The sequence below is a fragment of the Alteromonas sp. W12 genome (genome assembly GCF_001924945.1).
In the GTDB taxonomy this organism is placed as follows: Bacteria; Pseudomonadota; Gammaproteobacteria; order Enterobacterales; family Alteromonadaceae; genus Alteromonas; species Alteromonas macleodii.
The window spans coordinates 321477-345288 of the sequence record NZ_LQXH01000007.1 but is presented as its reverse complement, the minus strand read 5'-3'; the positions used below and the strand labels follow the sequence as shown (position 1 = coordinate 345288).

General features: G+C 44.1%; 24 protein-coding genes. 12 read left to right on the top strand and 12 right to left on the bottom strand.

Going from position 1 to position 23812, the window contains the following annotated elements; all coding sequences use genetic code 11:
* Positions 1–162: 162 nt before the first annotated feature.
* Together thrA and AWH61_RS09090 are read right to left on the bottom strand one after the other, a co-directional pair.
* Complete coding sequence (gene thrA, locus AWH61_RS09095; protein ID WP_075176873.1) at positions 163–2628, bottom strand: bifunctional aspartate kinase/homoserine dehydrogenase I; 2466 nt, start codon at positions 2626–2628, stop codon at positions 163–165.
* A gap of 293 nt (positions 2629–2921) precedes the next feature.
* The gene (locus AWH61_RS09090; RefSeq protein ID WP_075176872.1) at positions 2922–3800 is read right to left on the bottom strand and encodes a LysR substrate-binding domain-containing protein; all 879 of its coding nucleotides are present in this window, start codon (positions 3798–3800) and stop codon (positions 2922–2924) included.
* Between the two features lie 189 nt (positions 3801–3989).
* Here AWH61_RS09090 and AWH61_RS09085 point away from each other — a divergent pair, with 189 nt between their 5' ends.
* The gene (locus AWH61_RS09085; RefSeq protein WP_039226285.1) at positions 3990–5147 is read left to right on the top strand and encodes an S-(hydroxymethyl)glutathione dehydrogenase/class III alcohol dehydrogenase; all 1158 of its coding nucleotides are present in this window, start codon (positions 3990–3992) and stop codon (positions 5145–5147) included.
* An 88-nt stretch (positions 5148–5235) separates the two neighbouring features.
* On the opposite strand, the gene AWH61_RS09080 is transcribed toward AWH61_RS09085, so the two are convergent.
* The 3 genes from AWH61_RS09080 to AWH61_RS09070 form a co-directional block, all read right to left on the bottom strand.
* A complete protein-coding gene (locus tag AWH61_RS09080) occupies positions 5236–5868 on the bottom strand; it encodes a carbohydrate binding domain-containing protein (protein WP_014950491.1) in 633 nt (210 codons plus the stop codon).
* Positions 5869–5964: 96 nt separating this feature from the next.
* A complete protein-coding gene (locus tag AWH61_RS09075) occupies positions 5965–6609 on the bottom strand; it encodes a response regulator (RefSeq protein WP_075176871.1) in 645 nt (214 codons plus the stop codon).
* Complete coding sequence (locus AWH61_RS09070) at positions 6606–7904, bottom strand: sensor histidine kinase (RefSeq protein WP_075176870.1); 1299 nt, start codon at positions 7902–7904, stop codon at positions 6606–6608. Before AWH61_RS09070 ends, AWH61_RS09075 begins: the two co-directional genes overlap by 4 nt.
* A gap of 173 nt (positions 7905–8077) precedes the next feature.
* On the opposite strand from AWH61_RS09070, the gene AWH61_RS09065 reads away from it, so the two are divergent.
* The 6 genes from AWH61_RS09065 (at position 8078) to arsB (ending at position 12651) form a co-directional block, all read left to right on the top strand.
* The gene (locus AWH61_RS09065) at positions 8078–8845 is read left to right on the top strand and encodes a hypothetical protein (protein WP_075176869.1); all 768 of its coding nucleotides are present in this window, start codon (positions 8078–8080) and stop codon (positions 8843–8845) included.
* 170 nt (positions 8846–9015) lie between these two features.
* Complete coding sequence (locus AWH61_RS09060) at positions 9016–9705, top strand: protein-tyrosine phosphatase family protein (protein ID WP_075176868.1); 690 nt, start codon at positions 9016–9018, stop codon at positions 9703–9705.
* 142 nt (positions 9706–9847) lie between these two features.
* Positions 9848–10192, top strand: a complete 345-nt coding sequence (locus AWH61_RS09055; protein ID WP_039226273.1) for a metalloregulator ArsR/SmtB family transcription factor — start codon at positions 9848–9850, stop codon at positions 10190–10192.
* Between the two features lie 173 nt (positions 10193–10365).
* Complete coding sequence (locus tag AWH61_RS09050) at positions 10366–10833, top strand: arsenate reductase ArsC (RefSeq protein WP_014980113.1); 468 nt, start codon at positions 10366–10368, stop codon at positions 10831–10833.
* Positions 10833–11600, top strand: coding sequence for an arsenical resistance protein ArsH (gene arsH, locus AWH61_RS09045; RefSeq protein ID WP_139308980.1), 768 nt, complete (start codon positions 10833–10835; stop codon positions 11598–11600). Before AWH61_RS09050 ends, arsH begins: the two co-directional genes overlap by 1 nt.
* A 22-nt stretch (positions 11601–11622) precedes the next feature.
* The gene (gene arsB, locus AWH61_RS09040) at positions 11623–12651 is read left to right on the top strand and encodes an ACR3 family arsenite efflux transporter (protein ID WP_075176867.1); all 1029 of its coding nucleotides are present in this window, start codon (positions 11623–11625) and stop codon (positions 12649–12651) included.
* Between the two features lie 104 nt (positions 12652–12755).
* On the opposite strand, the gene AWH61_RS09035 is transcribed toward arsB, so the two are convergent.
* A complete protein-coding gene (locus tag AWH61_RS09035; protein ID WP_075176866.1) occupies positions 12756–13154 on the bottom strand; it encodes a response regulator in 399 nt (132 codons plus the stop codon).
* A 179-nt stretch (positions 13155–13333) separates the two neighbouring features.
* Between AWH61_RS09035 and aceK the strand changes: the two genes are divergently transcribed.
* The 3 genes from aceK (at position 13334) to AWH61_RS09020 (ending at position 17467) form a co-directional block, all read left to right on the top strand.
* A complete protein-coding gene (gene aceK, locus AWH61_RS09030) occupies positions 13334–15064 on the top strand; it encodes a bifunctional isocitrate dehydrogenase kinase/phosphatase (protein ID WP_014950501.1) in 1731 nt (576 codons plus the stop codon).
* Between the two features lie 325 nt (positions 15065–15389).
* Complete coding sequence (locus tag AWH61_RS09025; RefSeq protein ID WP_014950502.1) at positions 15390–16070, top strand: response regulator transcription factor; 681 nt, start codon at positions 15390–15392, stop codon at positions 16068–16070.
* Positions 16067–17467: a HAMP domain-containing sensor histidine kinase gene (locus tag AWH61_RS09020; RefSeq protein ID WP_075176865.1), complete on the top strand. Its 1401-nt coding sequence runs from the start codon at positions 16067–16069 to the stop codon at positions 17465–17467. Before AWH61_RS09025 ends, AWH61_RS09020 begins: the two co-directional genes overlap by 4 nt.
* 109 nt (positions 17468–17576) lie before the next feature.
* Here AWH61_RS09020 and AWH61_RS09015 read toward each other — a convergent pair whose 3' ends face one another.
* From AWH61_RS09015 to AWH61_RS09005, 3 genes are all read right to left on the bottom strand, one after another.
* Entirely contained in the window at positions 17577–18215 is a 639-nt protein-coding gene (locus AWH61_RS09015) for an RpiB/LacA/LacB family sugar-phosphate isomerase (protein WP_039226261.1), read from the bottom strand.
* A gap of 213 nt (positions 18216–18428) precedes the next feature.
* Positions 18429–18989, bottom strand: a complete 561-nt coding sequence (locus AWH61_RS09010; RefSeq protein WP_075176864.1) for a DUF3833 domain-containing protein — start codon at positions 18987–18989, stop codon at positions 18429–18431.
* 60 nt (positions 18990–19049) lie between these two features.
* A complete protein-coding gene (locus AWH61_RS09005) occupies positions 19050–19706 on the bottom strand; it encodes a chalcone isomerase family protein (RefSeq protein WP_075176863.1) in 657 nt (218 codons plus the stop codon).
* A gap of 107 nt (positions 19707–19813) precedes the next feature.
* Here AWH61_RS09005 and AWH61_RS09000 point away from each other — a divergent pair, with 107 nt between their 5' ends.
* Entirely contained in the window at positions 19814–20743 is a 930-nt protein-coding gene (locus tag AWH61_RS09000; protein ID WP_075176862.1) for a 1-aminocyclopropane-1-carboxylate deaminase/D-cysteine desulfhydrase, read from the top strand.
* 171 nt (positions 20744–20914) lie between these two features.
* A complete protein-coding gene (locus AWH61_RS08995) occupies positions 20915–21160 on the top strand; it encodes a DUF4282 domain-containing protein (protein ID WP_014950508.1) in 246 nt (81 codons plus the stop codon).
* Between the two features lie 68 nt (positions 21161–21228).
* On the opposite strand, the gene add is transcribed toward AWH61_RS08995, so the two are convergent.
* From add to AWH61_RS08980, 3 genes are all read right to left on the bottom strand, one after another.
* The gene (gene add / locus AWH61_RS08990) at positions 21229–22242 is read right to left on the bottom strand and encodes an adenosine deaminase (RefSeq protein WP_014950509.1); all 1014 of its coding nucleotides are present in this window, start codon (positions 22240–22242) and stop codon (positions 21229–21231) included.
* A gap of 308 nt (positions 22243–22550) precedes the next feature.
* The gene (locus AWH61_RS08985; RefSeq protein ID WP_075176861.1) at positions 22551–23363 is read right to left on the bottom strand and encodes a sterol desaturase family protein; all 813 of its coding nucleotides are present in this window, start codon (positions 23361–23363) and stop codon (positions 22551–22553) included.
* Positions 23350–23778 carry an SRPBCC family protein gene (locus AWH61_RS08980; RefSeq protein ID WP_075176860.1) on the bottom strand — a complete coding sequence of 143 codons (429 nt, stop codon included), beginning with the start codon at positions 23776–23778 and terminating at the stop codon, positions 23350–23352. Before AWH61_RS08980 ends, AWH61_RS08985 begins: the two co-directional genes overlap by 14 nt.
* Positions 23779–23812: the final 34 nt, after the last annotated feature.

Here is a 23812-nt window from a genome sequence, read left to right as displayed (position 1 = left end):
TCTTACTTCGCTTGTGGCGTGCTCTTTATATTAGCGCTTCAAATTAGCTCAATAAATTAGCGCTTTAAATCGATGCCACAACATTACTGGCCTAAGTCACACCTTCGAATATCTTACTTTAGCCGCCTATCTGCGCTAAGCAAGCTAAGCGTTATTTAGCCCTTAGTGCGCCATTTGCTTCCACGGCATAGTACGCAGAATGTCAGCAAACACCCCTGCTGCTGTTACCGTACCACCTGCTCCATATCCTCTAATTACATAAGGGATTGGGCTATAGTAGTCACTGTTAATCGCCAGCGCGTTTTCACCGTCTTTTACCTGCGAAAGAGGGTTACTTGCCGGTACAGCCTGAATGCTTACTCTGCATTTTCCGTCTTCAATGCTGCCGATATAACGAAGTACTTTACCTTCGGCTTTAGCCGCTTCAACCTTTTCACCAAACGACGCATCTAACTCTGGCAGCTGCTGCATAAACTCGTCAATTGAACAGTCTTCAGCAAAGCCTTCTGGCAGTACAGACTCAATTTCAATGTCAGATAGTTCTAACGCTAAATCAGCTTCACGAGCCATGATAAGCAGCTTGCGCGCTACGTCCATGCCGCTTAAGTCATCGCGCGGATCAGGCTCTGTGAAGCCGTTGTCTTTGGCTGTTTGTGTCGCTTGCGACAGGCTCATGCCCTCTTCAAGTTTGCCAAATACATAAGACAAACTGCCCGATAGAATTCCTTCAAAGCGGTGTAAGGTGTCGCCGGCGCTGAATAGCTTTTGCAAGTTATCAATAACCGGTAGCCCTGCGCCGACTGTGGTTTCGTAAAGGTACTGACGATTTGTCGATTGCGCGGTCTTGCGAAGCTTGCGGTAGTAAGACATAGCGCTCGTATTCGCCTTTTTATTTGGCGTTACTACGTGAAAACCGCTTTCCATCATATCTACATATTGCTCTGCAATCGCTTCGTGACTAGTACAGTCAACAATCACCGGGTTTACCAGACTATTGTCATTAGCGAACTGATGCAGGCGTTCTACGCTTAATCCTTCGCTTGCCGATTCAAGTGCCGCTTTCCAGTCACCGCTTAAATCAATCCCTTGACTGTTTAACAGCAGTTTCCGGCTATTTGCAATGCCATAAACTCTCAGCTGTACATTGCGTTTTAGCAAAGCCGGCTGTTGTTTTTCAATTTGACCTAGCAGTTCGGTTCCCACATTGCCACACCCTACTAGGAATACGTCGATGGTATGGCGGTCAGAGAAAAAATTCTGGTGAATGACTTTTACTGCTTTCTTAGCACGCTTACTTTCAATTACCGTTGAAATAGAGCGCTCTGAAGAGCCTTGAGCAATGGCTACGTTGTTTACGCGCGCTTGGGCAAGCGAGTTAAAGAAACGCGCAGCCAACCCTTTGGTTTGACGCATACCGTCACCAACCAAAGTAACAATGGCTAGGTCATGACGCACTTCAATAGGATCTAGCAATTGATTTTGAAGCTCTAGCGCGAACGCATCTTCAAGAAGCGTTAACGCTCGGCTGGCGTCTTTGCTTTGGATACAGAAACTGATTGAGTATTCTGAAGAAGACTGGGTAATAAGGCTTATTGAAATATTGGCGTTCGACATCACCTCAAACACACGACTTGCCATACCAACCATGCCTTTAAGGCCAGGGCCTGCAACGTTAAACATGGTGACGTTATCAAGCTGTGAAATACCTTTAACTGACGTCCACACCTCGCTTTTTTCATTGCTGATTAGCGTACCTGGCGCAGCTGGGTTTAGTGTGTTTCTGATCAAACAAGGGATGTGGTGTTGGGCAATAGGACCGATAGTTTTCGGATGAAGTACCTTGGCACCGAAATAAGACAGCTCCATCGCTTCTTGATAGGTAAGCTTGTCTAACAGCACTGCCCCTTCAACTTGGTTCGGGTCAGCGTTATAAACACCATCTACGTCTGTCCAAATTTCACAGCAATTTGCGTCTATACACGCCGCTAAAATGGCCGCTGAATAGTCTGAGCCGTTACGCCCAAGCGTGACTTTCTCGCCCGCTTCGTTAGCAGCAACAAACCCCGGCATGACCAGAAATTCACTGCCGTCAGTAGGCACATCTGAAAAGCGCGCTTTACTAAGCGACACATCGGCAATGCTGTCTAGGTAATCGCCTTCGGCCAGCACATACTTAACCGGGTCAATAACGCGATTAGCGATACCTTTGGCAGATAGCATAGCGCTAAAAAGCGTCACCGAGATGTACTCACCAATACTTAGAATACCGGCAGCGACATTATCAGGTGCAACACCAAGCAGCTTAATACCTTCAAGGTGCTGTTTTAATACGGAAAGGTGACTATTAATGAATTCTACCACGCTTGCATGTGCAAACCCGTCGAGTTCTTCGTTTAGGTTGTTGGCGATGCCGGTAACCGTGTCGTTCAACTTATTGAATAACGGCTGGAAATCTTCACCCGCGGCTGCTTGTTCACATAGTAGTGAAAGCGCGTTCGTTACCCCCTTTGGGGCAGAGAGTACAACCGCAGCACCGTCGGTTTGGTGGGTCGCCGTGCTAATCTCCATAACGCGCATGTATCGCGGTGCATCGGCTAGAGAAGAACCCCCAAACTTTAAGACTTTCATATGCTGCTCCTTAAGGTTACGCATGCTAAAACGTGTGTAAAAAAAAGCCCGCTCTGTGTTAGGCGGGCTTTCGTTGTCTTTTGCTTACTTGCACTAGTCAGCGACCGCCCTTTTTAAGGTGGTAATTAACATAATGGTGGTGCGAGTAAGTAGAATCTTTTTCATACAAGCAATTTGCCGTATAGACGTCTATATGTCAACCGCAGTTTTCACTACACTGTATTGCAAAAAGTGAAATACTCTACACGGAATATTGCTTATTAAGGCACACAAGGCTTACTTTGTTTGTTTTCCTAGCGATCATCCATGATATTTTGGGCAAGGAAATCAACCAGTAAACGAATCTTTGGCGCAACATTTCTATTGGAAGGAAATACTGCCCAAATAGCTTCTTGCTTATCTTTATATTTTGGTAATACCTCTATCAACTCGCCGCGTGCCAATGCCTCACGCACATAAAACCCAGGTAGCTGGGTAAGCCCCAATCCTGCCAAAGCAGCGCTACAGAGTGCGTTGCCACTGTTGTATCGCACACGTCCTTGCACTGGCAACGTTTGCACTTCTTTATTTACAACGAATCTCCAGTTGGGTTGGGAGCCTACCAACAAAGTATGTTCCTTAAGCTCTTGTAGAGATTTTGGCATCGAGTGTTGAGAAAAATAGTCTTTGCTACCGCATACAAACAAATGACGTGTAGCCAGCTTTTTAGCAACAAGTGTCGAGTCTTCTAATTTGCCAATACGAATAGCGAGATCGAGACCAAGCTCCACAATATCGAGTTTTTCATTGGAGAACGTACACTGCACACTAATGCCAGCGTACTTTTGCATAAAGGTATTGAGCAAAGGCGCGATAAAGGCTTCGCCAAACGCTACGGGAGCGGTAAGTTTAATTAGCCCTTGCGGCGATGCTTGCAGTACGCTTACAGCTAGCTGGGCATCTTCGAGCGCCTTTAATGCAGGCATTGCCTGCTGAAAATACTGCGTGCCCGCTTCAGTAAGCGATACGCTGCGCGTAGTGCGCTGTAATAATTTAACGCCTAGCTGCTTTTCAAGTGATGCGACTTTACGGCTTATCTGCGCCACTGACGTGTCGAGCTTGTTCGCAGCTCCGGTAAAATTGCCAACGTCAGCTACGGCACAAAACTCAGCTATGCCTTCTAGATATTTCATTATCGCCACTCGTTAGTTTAGCGTTGTTCAACAAAGCGCTGGTTTATTTAAGTACATTCTATTTGGCTAAATCAATTATTACAATTATGAAAAAGTGATTTACTAAAACTGTATTTATCATTAGTAATCCGTCTCCTATACTTTGGTCTATAAAACATCATCAAATATTTATGATTAAGGAGTCATTACATGGCGTCATTCAAAGATTCGTTGCAAGAAGGTCAAACCCACATTAAGTCAAAAGCTGCGGTGGCTTGGGGCCCGGGAGAGCCGTTAAAGATGGAAGAAGTTGACGTAGAGCTTCCTAAGAAAGGCGAGGTACTTGTACGCATCGTTGCAACTGGCGTATGCCACACTGATGCATTTACGCTGTCCGGTGATGATCCTGAAGGCGTATTCCCTTCAATTCTAGGCCACGAAGGTGGTGGTATTGTTGAAATGGTGGGTGAAGGTGTGACTAGTGTAGAAGTTGGTGATCACGTTATTCCTCTTTACACCGCAGAATGTGGCGAATGTAAGTTCTGTAAGTCAGGCAAAACTAACCTTTGCCAAGCGGTGCGCGAAACACAAGGTAAAGGCTTGATGCCAGACGGCACAAGCCGCTTCTCTAAAGATGGTGAGCCAATTTATCATTACATGGGCTGCTCAACGTTTTCTGAGTACACGGTTTTACCAGAAATATCGCTAGCAAAAGTAAACAAAACGGCCCCGTTAGAAGAAGTATGCTTACTTGGCTGTGGTGTGACAACCGGTATGGGCGCCGTGCTTAAAACGGCGAAAGTACAAGAAGGCGACACGGTTGCTATCTTTGGGTTAGGTGGTATCGGTCTATCTGCCATTATTGGTGCACGCATGGCAGGCGCCGGCCGCATTATTGGTATTGATATTAATGAAAGTAAGTTTGACCTAGCGAAGCAGCTTGGCGCAACTGACGTGGTAAACCCACAGAATTTCGATAAGCCTATTCAGGAAGTGATTGTTGAAATGACTGACGGCGGCGTTGACTACTCGTTTGAATGTATCGGCAACGTCAACGTGATGCGTTCTGCACTTGAGTGCTGTCACAAGGGTTGGGGCGAATCTGTGATCATTGGTGTAGCTGGTGCAGGACAAGAAATTTCAACGCGCCCATTCCAGTTAGTGACAGGTCGTGTATGGCGCGGCTCTGCATTTGGCGGTGTTAAAGGTCGTTCAGAGCTACCAGGTATTGTAGAGCAATACTTAAATGGTGACTTTGGTCTTCAAGAGTTTATCACTCACACCATGGGTCTTGGTGACATTAACAATGCCTTTGATTTAATGCATAAAGGTGAAAGTATCCGCTCTGTTGTGCATATGGATAAATAAGCATTAGAACCAAAGCGCAGATATTTTTGCATAAAAAACAAAGGCCCGCATAAATGCGGGCCTTTTTGTAGTTACCATATGTGTAAATCTATTTGGCTCTCTTACGTCTTATAAACGCAAAAGCTGAAAGAGGTAGCAAAATAGCCAAGCTCGCTGGCTCACTAACTGAAACACTGGATACACTCGCTAATCTAGGCGCTTCAGTTACCACGATATCATCAACAAAATTGCCATAGGTTCCTGTATTGATGGTAGAAAAACGGATGGTTGTCAGCGCAGTTTGCGCAACAAAATCACCGTAGAATTCAGACCAAGTTTTAATAGCGTGATCGTCAAACACTTGACTGAACAAAATGTCATCCGTATCGCTGAATATGTCTAGCTGAAAACTTTCACCTTTGCCTCGTGCTGCATAAGCAAATGACACATCATAGGTAGCATCTGCTTCAGTAGAGAAGCTTTGAAAAATAAAGTATCGGCCATTATTGCCATTGGCATTAAGCTCAGCATATTGGCTACCATCAAATGCATTTAACCCTTGGAAGTTATCCCATAGCTCCATATTTGTGCCACTCCACCCATCAACTGTTCCAGCAGTGAAGGCTTTCCAGCTATTACTCTTAATATCGTTGTTCTCAAAGCTACCGTTTAAAATCAAATTGGCGTGAGCTGTCGTGCTCACACCGAAAACTAAAGATAAAACTACTAACCACTTGCTCATGTACTTCTCCGAAATCACATGTGATCCTATGATTGTATTTTACCAAGTGGTCCAACCTGTGTATCTTATTCTTTAGCATGTTGTATAAAAGTATAACTAAATAACCCCCTGCTCTAACGCCTTGAGCACTGCCCTCGTTCTATCTCGTACACCAAGCTTAGCCATGATTGAAGAAACTTGGTTCTTAATGGTGCCTGTTGATTTGAACATCGCATCTGCAATTTCTTTATTACTGTAACCCGCAGCGATCAAACGGAGAATTTCGACTTCTTTCTCAGTAAGTGGCTCTGGATTTTCAAACGACTCAAATTCTACGTTCAGTCCTTTCAAGCCTTGCAACACTTTTTCGGTTACCGCGGGCTGAATCAGCGTTTTACCATTTTTTATTTGTGTAATAGTGTCAACCAGGGTTTCTAGCGATACATCTTTAAGCAGGTACCCTTTTGCACCAGCGCGCATAGCGCCGTTTACCAGCTCGTGATCGTCAAACGTAGTAAGCATTAGCACTGGCGTACTAATCCCTTTATCACTCAGTGCAAGCAAAGTATCGATACCCGATAATTTGGGCATGCGAATATCCATTAATATCACATCACAGTTTAAAGCGTTTTCATTATCAATGAGCTGCTGACCATTTTCGTATTCGCCAACAACTTCAACGCTATCATCAAGCCCTAAAAGTGATTTGATGCCCTCCCTTACCAACATTTGATCTTCAACTAATATAAGGCGTGTTTTCATTCGCCCTCCGGTATGTGAATTGCGATGCGAAAACCCTGCTCGGTTCGCTGCCAGCTGATAGTTCCATTTAGCTCATGAACCCGTTCCTGCATTCCTTTTAGACCATTACCAGCCACCACATGACTTGAAGTGTCAGATTCGCTTGATCGCTCTTCCTTTCGAACCCCTTCTGCAAAAGCGCCTTCTGAATAGCTACATGGTGCTTTGTCGAAAAGCAGTATGCTACTTGGCTGTTCGCCACTTAGTGTCTTATCAGCAGCATGCGGCACCATACTGTCGTGCATTAGTAGGTTGTAAGCGCCGTTGTGTTGCGTCAGTGATAGGGAAAAATAATGCGCCTGTGTATGGCGTATCACGTTAGTTAGCGCCTCTTGCATACTTCGCAACAGGCAGTCGGCAATTCGCACGTTGGTTAACATTAAATTGTCGTCAATGTGCAGATTTACCATCGGCCTAGGCAAATCTTTAATTAGTGCGTTTACTGCTAATGAAAAATCAATAGCCGCATTTTCCCGAATGTCAGAAATCGCTTCTCTAACATCAGAGAGCAAAAGCTTTGCGATACTGTGGGACTGCTCAACGTGTTGCTTTATGGCTTGCGATTCTGTGCTCTCTAATAAATCCGCCTTTCTCGACGCTACTTGAAGGTTGATGGTAAGCGCCGTCAAATGATGCCCTAAAACATCGTGAATGTTTCGCGCTATCCGCAGGCGTTCATCCTGAGTAAGCGCCTGCTTCATGAGTTGCTGAGTACTCAACAATTGTCTATTAAGCGCATCAGCTTCTTCACGTGCTTTCGATTCTTTAATGGCCGTGTTTGACATGATCATCGCAAATAAATTAAATGTCCAAAAAAGCGCGCCGGTTAAGAAAGCTTGCTGTTCTTGCCACACCCATCCTTGGATAAGGATTGTGGGTAGAGCCAATGGTATTGAAAGCACGATGCACGTTTTCCAATTAACATAGTAAGGAAGAATGGCGGACCAAATAACAACGAAGATGGCAAGGTAAACATAGGGAAGCAAAAACTGGCTCAGAACCGCCAATAGAAACATCGCCCATAACGTTGGCAGCCTTAACGAGGGCTTACTGTGGTCATGCCTACTGACAATAACAAAAGTCACGGCGAGCATACAAAAAATAGCGATGGCAGAGAGAGTTCGCCAATGCGTGAATGAGTACTGATGATACAGGAAGTAAAGTGCGGAGCCGCTTACAAACATCCATGTAATGCATGCAGATGCGCGCTCAATATCGATGCTCACCCGCCAATGAGCAGGGGTTGAGATTTTCATTCGTTTATAACTACCTATATCTTTTCGTTCTTATAGCGCTACTTTGACAAAAAATACGTTTCAACGCATAGGCCATAAGTCACTTTTTATTTCATGACTTCTGGCACTGTTGTCAATCTCGTGAAGTTATCACTATAAACCTACAATTTTGTTCATTGCCAAAGGAAAGCAAGATGCAAACAATTCATGGCTTTATAGTAACGCTTCATATTTTAACGGGTGCTCTGTCACTTATACTGTTTTGGGTGCCTAGTCTTACGAAAAAGGGCGGAAAAGCCCACAAGCAATTTGGTGGTTACTATATAAAAGCGATGCTATTTACGTCTATTAGTGGCGTTATCAGCTCTACTATGGTGCTGTTTATTCCGCTAGTCATCTACCCAACAATGCCTGCGCACTTTGAGTCTGTTGCTTATTTCACTGCATACCTTAGAGGTCAATATCTCTTTTTGCTGATGTTAAGCCTGTTGGTATGGAACAACATAAGGCATTCCGTAGCGGTGCTTAAAGCGAAGCAAAATCTTGAGCAGCTGCGTACTATCGAGTATCTGTGGCTACCCGTAGTGCTTTTTGTCGTCGCTTCCATTGCGTTGTATCAGGGTATTACATACGGCATAACGCTAACATGTATCTTTGCCCCTATTGCACTGTTAAATTCCATTGGTATTGTGCGCTATGTTTATCGAAAAGACATCGTTGCAGGTGCGTGGGTAACTGAGCACATTGGGCATATCATTGGCTCTGGTATAGGTGCATACACCGCATTTTTCGCTTTTGGGGGACGCACATTATTTGAAGGCTCACCGTCACTTCAAATTATCAGCTGGGTTCTACCCGCCCTAATAGGCGTTCCTTTTTCAATCTGGCTTAGCTGTAAATACAAACCAAAATCACCTGGTCGTAATACGCCTTCTTTAAAACCTAAGGTAGTGAAAAGTTAACCTTAAAAGTGATATATAAAAATTCAATTCAGCAGTTGTTATCAATGCCACGGTTAGGGCCTGTTTACATAACGGTGGCATTGCCACTTGGACAACAAGCAATCAAATGTGTAACGTAAGAAATGGCAATAACGCCACCATTACCCCGTGTGAACACAGAGCGCTAAATTATGAAAAAGCACCAGTCAGCAGCACTTAAAATCCTGAAAGATACACTATCATTTCAAACGTCTAAGCGTAGTCTCGCTGTTAGTGCGGCCTGTATTAGTTTAGGGCTAGCTTTAAGTGCACATGCAAGCGAATATCACGAAGACAATTCAACACCACAAACCAGTGACCAAGCGCAGATGAATACCAAACCGACACTTACAACGCTCATCAACTACCAAGAAAACACGCCATATATGTTCTCTTCGGGCTTACCCGATGCCTCTCACCTTTCTTTACTGAAAGAAAAAGGGGTGACGCACGTTGTAGATTTGATCCCAGGGGATAGAACTAGTGAGATTTTAACTACCTCAGAATTAGGTCTAGATTACTTTAATGTGCCCGTTGACTGGGAAGGCCCCACATTAGCCAACTTTTTAAACTACGCAGCATTCATGCAAAGCGTAGATATCGAAAAAGACAAGGTACTCACGCACTGCAAACTGAATTGGCGAGGTGCCGCTTTTACCTATCTTTATAGAATTAGCGTACTTGGAGAAAGTGAACAAGCTGCCAAAAAAGACCTTATGGCTATTTGGCACCCGAATCCTACATGGTACGCGTTTATGAACGACGTTATTTCTCATTACAATGAGGTAAACGGTAAACAAGTAGCAATGTCGTTCGAGGCTGCCGCTCCTGAAAACCACTAAATTTCTGGCTTACCGAGAATAATAGCGGTCTAAGACCCTCTCGTCCCTACCAAACATATATGAAATTTCAGATTTATTATTGACACATACGGAATTTCATATACGATACATCACATACGAAATTTCATATGTGATGTGATTTATGTCGACTTGTTCTGATTCTGCGCAGCTACAGCCTTTAACATTTTTCAAATGCTTGTCGGAAGACACCCGCTTAAAAACGCTTTTAATGCTCAGCATAAAAGGTGAGCTATGCGTGTGCGACCTTACTGATGCGCTTCAATTAAGCCAGCCCAAAATTTCACGCCATCTCGCTGACTTACGAAAGTGCGGTTTAGTTCTCGATACTCGTAAGGGCAAATGGGTGTATTACCAGCTCCATCCTGACCTACCCGCTTGGGCGCTGGAGGTCATTAAGAACACCGCTATTCACAACAATGAATATATTAGCGAGGCGTTAGCGAATTTGTCCTGCGAGAATTGCTAGATTCCAAACTTTCTGAATGGCACAAAGACCGCTGCAAAAATGCACAGCAAAGGTCAACAGGCCCTAGTGTTAATTGCAGCTTAATACGTCGCCAAGTATCTGTTTTTTTTCGAAGTCTTATTCTATCTATTACAGCTACCCACAGTAGCCTCGACCATTAAACAAGGTTTTATATGAAGATTTTATATATTTGTACGCACAACCGTTGCCGCAGCATTCTTTGCGAGGCCATCACTAACGCCTCGAACGGCAATGTTGAAGCACGTAGTGCTGGCAGCCAGCCTGTAGGGGAAGTACACCCTCTTTCTCTTAAGTACCTTGCAGAGCGCGGGTTTAGTACAGACGGCCTTCAAAGCCAGTCGTGGGATGAATTTGAAGATTACGATGCAGATCTTGTTGTCACGGTTTGTGATTCAGCGGCGGGCGAGTCATGCCCTGTTTATTTCGGTAAATCTCTTAAGGTGCACTGGGGCTTAGAAGACCCGTCTAAGTTAGAAGGTAGCGAACAAGAGAAAGCAGAGGCCTTCAACAACACCATCGATATTATTGAAAAGCGTGTAGCGGCATTAGCAGAACTTGCTGAGAAAAACTTAGATAAAGCAGCGCTTAAAGAGGCACTATCAAAATTAGGAGCCCAGTAATGGGTAACAGTAAATCAATGAGCCAAGATATATCAAGCAACCAAGAAAGCTCAAAGGCACAAAGCCCATCTGATAACGCGGTAATGGCGCAAATGCACAAGCCAATTATGGCTAACTTTGCATCAAGGTTCTCAGACCACAAGCCGCGTATTTTGCTACTTTACGGCTCGCTCAGAGAACGCTCATACAGCCGCCTAGTAATTGAAGAGTCGGCGCGGTTGCTCGAATACTTTGGCGCTGAAGCCAAAATCTTTGACCCTCGTGGATTGCCGCAGCCAGATACTGAAGATGACTCACATCCAAAAGTGAAAGAACTGCGTGAGCTTATGATGTGGTCTGAAGGGCAAATTTGGTGTTCACCAGAGCGCCACGGCAGCATGACTGGCATTATGAAAAGCATGATTGACTGGGTACCGCTTAGCCTTGGCGGCGTTCGACCGACCCAAGGTAAAACGTTGGCGATTATGCAGGTTTCCGGCGGTTCACAATCGTTCAATGCGGTAAACCAAATGCGCATTTTAGGTCGCTGGATGCGCATGCTAACCATCCCTAATCAGTCTTCTGTGGCAAAAGCCTTTCTAGAATTTGAAGACGATGGTCGTATGAAGCCGTCACCTTACTACAACCGCGTTGTGGACGTAGTTGAAGAGTTGGTGAAATTTACTTTGCTCACCCGCGACAACAAAGACTTTCTCGTTGACCGCTATTCTGAGCGCGTTGAAAGCGCAGAAGAAGTGAGTAAGCGTGTTAATCAAAAATCGTTGTAAAGTAAGACAAAGGTGAATCAGAATGGGTTTCTTTGAACGTTATTTATCAGTGTGGGTTGGCCTTTGCATTGTTGCAGGGGTGGGCCTAGGCTATGCCATGCCGGGTGTCTTTGCGTCTATTGCGGCGCTTGAATATGCGCACGTAAACCTGATAGTGGCAGTACTTATTTGGCTAATGATTTACCCAATGATGGTACAAATAGACTTTGGCTCAATTAAAGACGTTGGTAAAAAGCCGAAAGGCCTTGTACTGACCTTGGTGATTAACTGGCTGATAAAGCCCTTCACTATGGCACTATTGGGTTGGCTATTTTTTAAAGGCATTTTTGCCGACTGGGTAGATCCGCAAACTGCCACTGAGTACATTGCCGGCATGATCCTACTGGGCGTCGCTCCATGCACAGCGATGGTATTTGTGTGGAGTCACCTTACCAAAGGGGATGCTAACTACACGTTAGTCCAGGTATCAATTAACGACTTGATTATGGTCGTTGCCTTTGCACCGCTTACCGCCTTGCTGCTAGGTGTAACAGATATAACCGTACCGTGGGATACCCTGCTGCTTTCTGTTGCACTGTATGTTGTATTGCCATTGGTCGCGGGTTATATCACGCGCCGTCGCTTGGAAAATAAAGGCAATAACGCACAAGGAAATGGCGCTGTTGACGCATTGGTTAGCAAGTTCAAACCCTTTTCAGTTATCGGCCTGCTACTCACTATTGTTATTTTGTTTGGTCTTCAGGCCGAAACTATTTTATCGCAGCCGCAAGACATCGTGCTTATCGCGATACCGCTACTAATACAAACTTACGGTATTTTTGCCATTGCTTACTTTGCGGCAAAACGTATGAAACTGCCGCATAATGTTGCAGCACCGGCATGTATGATTGGTACGTCTAACTTTTTTGAATTGGCGGTAGCCGTGGCTATTTCGCTATTTGGTTTACACAGCGGCGCAGCACTTGCCACTGTGGTGGGTGTATTAGTTGAAGTGCCCGTTATGCTTTCGCTAGTGTGGTTTGCGAACAAAACGCGCCACTGGTTTGACTAAGCGCATATGAAAAAGGGCGAACCGCAGTTCGCCCCTTTTCATCAATTTTTCTCATCAACCTTTATCAACGCTTTTTACAACGCTCTTTATAAGTCGTTAAAATCTCAAACCGCAATCGCTGGTTTGTAAGTATCGGGAAGAATAAAGCCAAAGCGCTGCAAAACTGACGTTAGTACGTCCCGTTTTATCGGCTTTTCTATAAAGCCCAGTGCACCTAAAGACATCACTTTTTCTTTCATCATTGGCTGAATATCGCCAGACACGACGATAACAAACGTTTCTAGCTGACGGCGTTTTATTTCACTCAACACACTGATACCACCAAGAACAGGCATGGTCAGGTCCAGTAAAACCAAATCTATTGTGTGATGAGCCAATACTTCCAACGCGTCCATACCATTTGACACTTCGTAAATAGTTTCAGCAAAGCCATCTGGCAAATTGCTTCTCGCCATTTTTCGCGCCAGCGCCGAGTCATCACAAATAAGAATATTAAAACCCATCAAATACAAACTTATAATTGGTTATTAATCCGCCAACAGAATACATTAAACGAAAGTATAATAAAACAAAAAAGTGTCTGATAATTGGTAACTTAATCGCTATCTGCGCCAAACTTCACTCTTCAAGCTATCTATTTTGTGGTAGATATAGCGAGTAACAAAATAAGGAACACACGACCATGCAAGAGTTAGCTACTAGCCAAGATAAGAGTTTGGTAAGAAAAGTTGCCTATCAAATTTTGTCTCATTTCGATAAGAGTTATCGATGGTTCACCCGCATCACTCGTGGCGCTCAAGAAAGGTTCGAAAAGGGAAATTGGAAAGAAACTCAGCTTGCCTCTAAAGAGCGAATAACCATTTACGAGCAAAGCCTGTCAGACGCTGTCGCCGAAATTTATCAGCTAACTCAAGTACATCAAAAAGACGACGCTTTCTGGCAAGAGCTTAAGAAAGTATTTGCATTACAGCTAGAAGGCCACCCGCAGTTTGAGCTAGCCGAAACCTTTTACAACTCTGTAATTGGCCGCTTGTTTAAACATAGAAAAATCGATAACGATATGATGTTTGTCTTGCCCAGCCGCTGTTTCTTACCCGGGCAAGACAGAGACAAAGTGATTAACAGCTTCGACACCACCACCACGGTGCGTGAAATGTACGAGTCAATTTTTAAGATATATCGATACAACATTCCATTTGAAAACTTCGAGCGAGACCTACAGAACCTTGAAAGCGCGCTTCGCGCTCGGTTGAATAAGGAGCAGCTAGCCAGCGTTCAAGCTGTGGAAATCCTTAAGCCTACGTTTTTTAGAGGAAAAGCCGCTTACCTGATTGGGCGAATTTGCATGCCCGACGAAACGCTGCCGTTTGTTATCGCCATGAGACGCTATAACGAACCCCATATGTTTGTGGATGCGCTGCTAACTGATCGCAAAGACTTAAGCGTTATTTTCGGTTTTGCTCGCAGCTACTTTATGGCTGACACTCAAAACCCTGCGGAAGTTGCCGCCTTTCTTCAAGAGCTTCTCCCCAATAAAAAGCACTTCGAGCTGTACATGGCAATGGGACACTACAAGCACGGTAAAACAGTGTTTTATCGCAACTTCTTGCAGCACATGGACGAGTCGGACGACAAATTTGAGGCGGCTCCTGGCATTCGAGGCCTGGTCATGATGGTTTTCCATCTTCCGTCTTATGGCGTGGTGTTTAAGATTATTAAAGACGAGTTTGCAGAGAGCAAAAAAATCACGCGTGAGCACGTTAAGGAATGCTACAAACTCGTGAAAATGTCAGATCGTGTGGGCCGAATGGCCGACACTCATGAATATGTGAATTTTAGGTTTCCGCTAGACAGAATTGAGCCTGAGTTAATTGATGAACTCAAAGAGACGTGTGCATCGAGTCTAGAATTCACTGAATCTGAACTCATCATTAAACACATGTACATTGAACGGAAAATGACGCCGCTTAATCTGTATCTACAAGAAGAAACAGATGAAGAGAAAATTACCCGTGCACTAGATGAGCTTGGACTGTGCATTAAGCAAATTGCCATGGCCAACATATTTCCTGGCGACATGCTACATAAAAACTTCGGTATTACCCGTCATGGCCGCGTTATTTTCTACGACTATGATGAAATTTGTTTAATGAATGAGCGCAATTTTAGATCCCTGCCGAAATCTGACGATCCTTATGCTATTGATACGCTCTCGGTAGCGCCTAACGACGTATTCCCCGAGCAGTTTGAGCATTTCATTGTAGGTAAACGCAAGTTCAAAGATATACTTAAATCGTTGCACGGTGATTTGATGACCCCTGAATATTGGCACGAAGTTCAGGAAAAATGTGCACGAGGCGATGTTCAACACTTCACGCCTTATAACGCCAGCATGCGTTTTGACAGAGGCTAATTAAGTTAAGTGTTTGATTAAGGTGCAGGTTGACCGGTGCCCCAGTACAAGTTAAGAGTACAGTTTGAGAACGCAGTTCAAGAGTGTAGAGCAAGCCAATGCATTGTACATGCGCCCCTTTGGGCGCTAGACACCTGAACAAATTGTCGCTACATGCGAAAAAGCTTAAAAGTGATCGTTTCGTTACTTAACACTCGTAAAAGCATGTGAAAGCGATACTGCTTTGCGACTGCTTGATTTTGCTTGCTGACGATTAATCGCCACATAATGGCGACAGCAACGCCAAATAAGTGTGTGAATGTTGATAAACAAAAGAAGCGTAATAATGAAAGTGCTACTTGTAGAAGATGATCCAAAGGTTGCCTCGCACATTGCAAATGGACTATTGGGTGAAGGGCATGAATGTATTACAGTAGGTGATGGAACATCAGGCTACCAACAGGCGTCAAGTAACGAATTAGACGCCGTAATTCTGGATGTGATGCTGCCCGAACTCGACGGTTTTTCTGTTTTAGAAAAACTTCGCGAAGAAGGCAACACAACACCCGTTTTATTGCTGAGTGCAAAAAGTCAGGTTGAAGACAAGGTCAAAGGCCTTCGCACAGGCGCTAATGATTATTTAACTAAGCCTTTTGCCTTTGAAGAGCTACTTGCTCGCGTTGAAGGCCTTGCAGGTCGTAACAAAGAAGGTGAAGACAAGACGCTGATAAAAGTAGGCGACCTCACTCTAGACTTGGTTAACCGCAAAGTATTGCGTGGCGATCAAGAGATTGACCTGCAGTCTAAAGAATTTCAATTGCTTGAATGCCTGCTCCGTCACAAGGGTAAAGTCGTGACGCGAAGCATGCTGCTTGAGCAGGTTTGGAACTATCATTTTGACCCGCAAACGAATGTGATAGATGTTCACATTAGCCGCTTGCGTCAAAAAGTGGATAAGGCGTTTAATGTCCCGCTTATAGAGACTGTGCGAGGCACAGGATATCGAATAGCGGACGGGCTTGCATGATAGCAATACGCGACTTTACGCGTAGTTCAAGTTTTCGCGTAGGCGTATTGCTCACTACTCTAGCTTGTATTGCCATTGTTTTAATCATTTATTTTTGGCGATTAACGAGCAGCGACTTGTTTATTTCGGAATCGAATGCTGCCGTTAATGCCAAAACAAACGCTCTGATTACTCTTTATGAAAACCTCGGTATTGACGCGGTTAAGTTAGCGATAGCCAAGGACAATGGCCAACATTCGCCAAATGGCTCAACAATCACCTCAGCCTCCGACCACCTACGTTCATTCGTTGCACTGAGTAAAGATGAACAAGTTGTGGCTGGCAATTTGTCGTCAATTCCCCTTGTTCTTGAGCGCCACAAAAGCGCCAGTTTTGCTACCGCAGAAATAGTTATCACCCGCCCCAATAGCACAACGAGAAAAACGCTGCGCCAAGCACTTATGAGAGAAGTAACCCTTGGAGATCACGTTCTTTACGTTGGTCGTGGCATTGACGATTTATACAGCGCACAGTGGTTTGGTAAAACGTTCAGTTGGATCATTGTGGTGTTGCTTTGTACCTTGAGTGTGCTGAGCTTCGCTATTGCTGTTTACGTGGTTAATCGAATTAACCGCATGTCGCAAACGGCGGATAAAATTATCAAAACGGGAAACTTGCAAGAGCGTTTAGAAATTGACAGTAATTGGGACGACCTGAGCAGTTTGTCATTTGTGTTTAATCAAATGCTCGATACTATCGAGAGTTCAGTCAACAATATAAAGTCAGTGACCGATAGCATCGCCCATGACCTTCGCACTCCATTATCTCGACTTCGCAACACGCTAGAAAAAATCGAAGACACTCAACTAAGGGAAGATACGACCCAAGAAGCCGACAACCTGCTAAACATGTTTAACAGCTTGTTACGCATAAGTGGGCTTGAAACCACCAATAAGAAAGAAGGCTTTTGTTCCACTGACGTACGCGCCATCGTAGAGGACGTGGTTGACCTGTATCACCCCCTTGCAGAAGAACGCGACATTACCCTATCGAGCGAGCTCGATGCAGTTACTATGCGTGCCGATCCTAACCTGCTATTTCAAGCTGTAGCTAACGTGTTAGACAACGCCATAAAGTACTCTAACGAAAACAGTGTGGTCACCGTACAGCTCTCTACCACGGCAAGTCATATCGTGATTGCTGTGAACGATGCGGGAATTGGCGTGGGTGAACATGAAATTGTTAATCTAGAACGCCGATTTTATCGGGCAGACGGCAGTAGAACCAGTAAGGGAAATGGGTTGGGCTTATCGCTTGTGTCTGCCATTGTGAAGTTACACGACGGCCACATTTGGTTTATTCACGACCCGCTAGTTAAAGGGCACGGGTTAGGTGTGGTATTTACGTTTAAGCGTTAAGCTTTGGACTATTGTTTTTGTCGACAAAAAATAAAAAAACGCTGACGCTTTTTTCTTAGCATCAGCGCTTTTATCCTACATTTTCAACGTTGTGATTTGTGCCAGTCGCTTACGCTAACAGCGACTTCACGTACGCTTTAATCTCTTCATCTTGACCGTGGTCAAATAGACACTGCTGGAAACGCTCTCCAGATACGGCTGTTTTAACCAGTTCAACGTCCATTTTTTTCAGTGAATCGACGTAGCTCTCTGGAGCCAACGCACGTTTCAAATCTGCGAGAATACCAGCGTTTCGTACTTGAGGTTCTTTACGTTCAACGGGATAGCCCGCGCCACGCTCGCCTGTTAACGCTTTCTCAAAGATATAACGCGCATTAAGTTCAGCGCCCCATCCAAAGCCTTTTGCAAAAGGTAACGCTAACGCATTTCCATTGTTAACTTGGTTAAACAAAAATGCATCTGAAGGGTCGATACAATAACCGCAAAATACGCCTGGATGAGCATTCAATGACATCATAGCCCCTTGACCCGTACCACAGCCTGAAATCACAAAATCGACAGCTTTTGAGTTGAGTAGAATAGCTCCCATTATGCCTAAGTGCACATAGGTAAGATGGTGATCAGTTTCGCTGTTCATACCCACATTGAATACAGCGTGTCCCAGTGAGTCCGCCACGCTTGTGAGCTCATTTAATATTACCGGATTCTTAGCCGCCTGACTGTTTTCCATCATCAATGCAACTTTCATGAACGCTCCTAAGCAAAGAAAAATAAAGAATTAAACGCTTACATTAGCATGGAACGAAATGCCACCTCACGGGTAATGCCAAAGTAAATGTCGATTAGTTTCAAATGTGAAACGAAAACGGAAATATATAAAGATGGGGGGCCGACGAGTAACAAGTCACTGACCAGTAAATCTACTGGCCAGCATTTTTCAAAAAACGAGGTTAATGGCGTATTAGTCTGTTTGTTTTTGCATAAATATGGTGACTTCTGCCATCACAATACCAAACTTACGAATATACGAACGGTTCATCATAGCACTGTCGTCAAATGCCCAAAACCAATCGTCAAACGTCACTGAATAGCTAGTGTCATCCACCGGCAAATCCATCTCGTAATGAAAGTTAAATGCGTTGCCAAAGCTTGTGCCTTTGGCTGGACCATCAATGTCACTCGCGCGACCCACATAGCTATTATCACTCTGCTTTACGATGGTCCAAGTACGGGACGTTGGACCGTCGCCCACACCGTAATTAAAGGATTCATCAAGGGTTAACGTATCGCCATCTACTGAACCATCGATGTCTACTACGAACCTTTGCACCACCTCGCCCGAGCGGTTCTGAACAATGCCCCAGGCTTTAACGTTCCCATCAAAAAATTGCTCAATATCGAAAACAGGCGATACAGACCTGTAGTCTTCACCATCGACTGAAACAGAGCATCCGGATAGCCCTGCTACCGTTAAAGTGGCAATTCCGATTTCTAAAACAAACTTCACCGTATTCTTTATCACTTTCGCAACCTTAATCAATTGACGAGATAGACTTGGCGTAATGCTAATAAAGCGTTGCCCTTATCCGTTTCCCAATAACTTCTTTCTAAATTTTGGCTCAGACGTTTTATCGCTTAGCCAGATATCAAAAAAACGCTGTGTAAATACTTTGTCTTCAATTTCATCAGCCTTTTCACCGTTCACGTAAAACACACTCGTGCCATCTTTCGTAGCGATACCGGTAATGACGTCGCCCTCGCTGACGTCAGGAAAGATACTATTCATTAGGGAAAGCCACTTGTCTGAGTCGTCAGCCGATAGGTCTCCTTGCTTTTTCATTTCATCGATAGAACGCTGGGCAATTTTCTTGCCTTCCAAGTCTCGCTGGTACGTTAACTTTAGTGCAAAGGGGGGCTGGTTTTGGTAAGCGCCATCAGGCGCATAAAGCTCACCGGTATACACATCCCAGAAGTAGTAAGAGAACATTCCTTTTCCAACGAGCTTTGCATTGGGAACATAATTACTGATGTGCTTAACATCTGGCTCTTGCGCAACCGCATTCTTTGACATGATTAGCCCGCTTGTTGATACCGAAACAAAAAGCATGATGGAAAACATCTTCGCAGCCATGCTAGCGCTATACATCGAATATCCCCACACACCACTGGCACTTTCTGGGCGCATTGGTAAGGATTTAGCTCTCAACTCGTGAAATAGGCCATACATTTTGATAACCATAACTATGCTCTTATTAGCGTAATAAACATTACAGGTCTTTTATTGAATTTCTATCTGGTTATACTCTTGCCTTCACACATTTGATCAACTGACACTAGGCTCTCGTTGTGCTTCCCCTTGATGCATTTAAATCGTCATTAACCCTGCCCTCACCGCTAATCCCATTTAAGCCAAATTGGGAAGGTGCCAGCAAGGTATCGCTATTTGTTAAGCGTGATGATGCTATTCACCCTGTAATGTCAGGTAATAAATGGCGAAAGCTAAGTCATGCGCTCACCAGCCCGTTGCCAAAAACGATAGTGAGTTTCGGCGGCGGTTTTTCTAACCACCTGCATGCACTAGGCTTTGTTTGTTATAAATTGGGCATTCCTTTTAACGCCGTTATTCGCGGTGACTACAGCGCTGCACCTACACCCATGATTGAGGATTTGAAAAGTTGGGGCACCCGTATCGACTATGTAGACCGAGTCACTTACAAAAAGCGAAACGATAGCGCATATATACTTCATCTTAAGCAGCAGCAACCTGACGCGATGATCATTCCTGAGGGCGGAAGCCAAGCACAAGCGCTTCAAGGGATAAAGGACATGGTTGATGAAATCGACATAGACTTTGATTTTATTGTCGCTCCTGTCGCTAGTGGAGCCACTTTGGCGGGAATAGTCAGTGCATTAAATAAACGTAATGAAAATAATGCGAAAGACACTCTCCATCACACTGGTTGCAACGCTGTCGGTGTTGGCGTGCTGAAGGGTGAAGACTACTTAGAAGGATTAGTCGAACAATTTCTTCCAGCCTCGCTTGGGCGATCAAATTGGCATATTGAACACAACTACCACTTCGGTGGTTACGCCAAAGCGCCAAATGAGCTTCAAACCTTCTGCAACGATTTTAATAATACTTTCGATTTTGATATCGAGCCTGTTTATTCCGGCAAAGCCTTTTGGGCAGTTAAAGATATGCTGGCCAAAGGTATGTTTGAAGACGGGTCACGCATTGTTGTACTGCACACAGGCGGCTTGCAAGGCGCAAGATAAACCCCTTTTATAACAGAGTGTTGCGATCACTACCTTTCGGTGTTACAACTATCCCTGTGAGCTTGCTCACAATTCTTTTAAACACTAAACAACGATAACAACAAGAAGTTTGTCGCAGGATGCGGCATAACATTAGCGCTTGCTACCTGCAAACTTCATCAAGGAATGATTATGAAAGATATTTTCTTCTTCGACTCAATGTTAACCCCTAAGATTATCACTTTCGTGTACTGGCTATTGCTTTTAGGATCTGTGGTAAGTGGCGTAACAACGATGTTTGTAGGGTACGACGCGAGTTTTGTATACGGCCTATTTATTATCGTGTCTGGCTGTATTGGCGCAAGAATCTGGTGCGAACTGCTTATCGTACTTTTCAAAATTCACAGCAACCTTCAGAAAATTGCTAGTAAAGAGTAACGTTACTCCTTGTTAAAGGTGCCGCTCTGCGCAGCACCTTTAATTAAAACGAAATACTTAAAGCAAAATTACGCTACTGCAACAGTGTCCGTGTAACGTTTCAACGTATCTAAATAATCCATTTTACGCTTTTCAGAAAGCCAACTGGTTTTAAAGCTATTTTCAACAAGCGTGATTAAATCCTCTTTGCTGAATTGCCCTTCTTCTTGTAGGGCAATTAAATTCTCATTCAAGTAGGCTCTGAAATAAGACGGATCGTCTGAATTGATACTCGGCAGCAACCCTTTTTCCAACATTTGTTTCAATTCACAAGAAGTGAGTGATTGAACAACAAATTTGTTTGAAACAGGACAGACCGTTAATCCCAAATTTTTTGATTTTGCAAGCTCGCATAAAGCATCAGATTCGAGAATATTTACACCATGATCAATCCTGTCGACCTTAATATCCTCAATTACTTGACGTATGTGCTCTTGCGTATTGTCTTGGTTAACATCACAGTGCATTGTAAGTTTAAGTCCCCATGAACGCGCTTTTGAGAATACTTCTGCAAACTTTGATGGCGGGTTATTTTTCTCGTCGGAATCGAGCCCGACGCCGACTAACTTGTTGAGGTGGGGCTTAGCTAGCTTCAGATGTTCCATTGCTGATTCAGCCGACATATCTCGCAAGAAGCACAGGATAAGCTGACTTTCTACACCCAATTCAGTGCGCGCATCTTTTTGCGCTGCATGTATTCCGTTAATAACGCTATCGAAACTCACACCTCGAATTGTATGAGCTTGGGGGTCAAAGAAAAGCTCAACATAAACGATGTTCTGTGCTGCGGCTCTCTTAAGGTATGCCATAGTAAGCTGGTAGAAGTCATCCTCTTCTATGAGCACGCTCATACCCGCGTAGTAAATATCGAGGAAAGAAGGTAAATCATAAAAATCATACGCCTTTATCATTTCTTCAGGTGTTTTGGCTTTCAGTGAAACGTTATTTTTCTGCGCTAAGGCAAAACTTAGCTCAGGCTCTAATGTGCCTTCAATATGAACGTGAAGTTCGGCTTTTGGCATATTTTCAATAAACTCTTTCATTTAACTTCCCTATTTCCTTGGCGCTTTTAGCTACTGTAAAAGCTTGGCTAGTATGTTGTTACCAACTGATAAGGTGTTAATTTGCAAAAAGTGCGCCTAAGGAAAGCGAATTCAGTCAGACGCTGTTGGTTGTAATGCAACTCTAGAGGTTGCGGATCCTTGAGTGTGGAAAGTCTATTTAAATGGCATTCCCACTTTGCTTCATCTCGGTCAACAATATGCTTTACTTTGGTGCGTTTCTGCCAATGAATGTGTGCAAATTGAATGAGTTGTAAAAACATAGTTCAGGCGCGCGAGCACCATTACTATCAATCTGCGACAGGATAGCCAAACAACCTCTTTAACTTTGCTTTTATCCCTTTTGCGTGCTGAAGCTGTTCACGAAGCACACCTATTTGACTGAAGTTGGCGCTAAGAGGATTGTCCTCAGGCATTTTTCCTATAATGCCGTACTTTATCGTTATCGTTTTGTCTTCTTTAGCGAAAGTGCCGAATAACTTATCCCATATAATAAGCACGCCACCGTAGTTCTTATCGATATATGGTTTATTCGTAGCGTGATGAATACGGTGATGCGTAGGCGTGTTGAAGATACGCTCTACCCAGCCTAGGTTTCCAATTGTCTGAGTGTGTACAAAAAACTGATAAGCCAGATTGATAGCGACAATGGCAAAAACCAGACTTGGTGAAAAACCAATAAGAATCATTGGTACCCAGAACAGCCACATGCCGACAAAAGGGTACAAAACGCTTTGTCTGAAGGCCGTTGTGAAATTCATTTTTGTCGAGCTGTGATGTACCACATGCGCTAGCCAAAACCAGTGTATGTTGTGTGAAGCACGATGAAACCAGTAGTACAAAAAGTCTTGAAGGATAAAACCTGCAAAAAGCGATAGTGCACTAAGCTCTATTTTAAATAGTGAAAACTGGTGTAACCAAATAAAAAAAGGCATTAGTAGAAGCAAGACCAATGCATCAGAGCCCTGATGAAGTAGTGCAAGTAAGGCATTGTTCACACTGTCTTTTACATTGTAAAACTGTCGCGCTTTCTTAAATTCAACAAAAACACACAGTAGAAATACGGGGCTTAACCCTAGCAAAATAAGTTCAACGGGGATCAAAGCGTGCTCCTAACTTATCTAGACATTTCTCAATATCGTTTTGCAGTAGGCGCGACAGTAACCAGCTAGGTATGTACCAGGGGGCGCGACAGGTTATGCGATAAGAAACGTTTGTTGAATTTTCCTGCTGTGTGAACGCAATAACGCCCCTGTGAGCCTTCACTGGGAAGTCATCAACCACTCTATATTCAATGCCGTTGGTATCTGCGTGAACAATCTCTTCTTTAAAACGTACACTAAGAATAGTGACTTCTCTTACGCAGCCCTTTCCACCGCTAATCTCATTATCATTTTCTGCTTTCAATACCTTAAACGACGCGTTGAAAAAATCGCTTAAATTCTGGTGATCAAGCAGCGTATCGCGCAGTTCTTTGGGCGTTGCAGCAATATTTTTTTGGTAGTAAACGTCAACCATCTACGTTATTTCCTTTTCTGACGGCTCCTAGCAT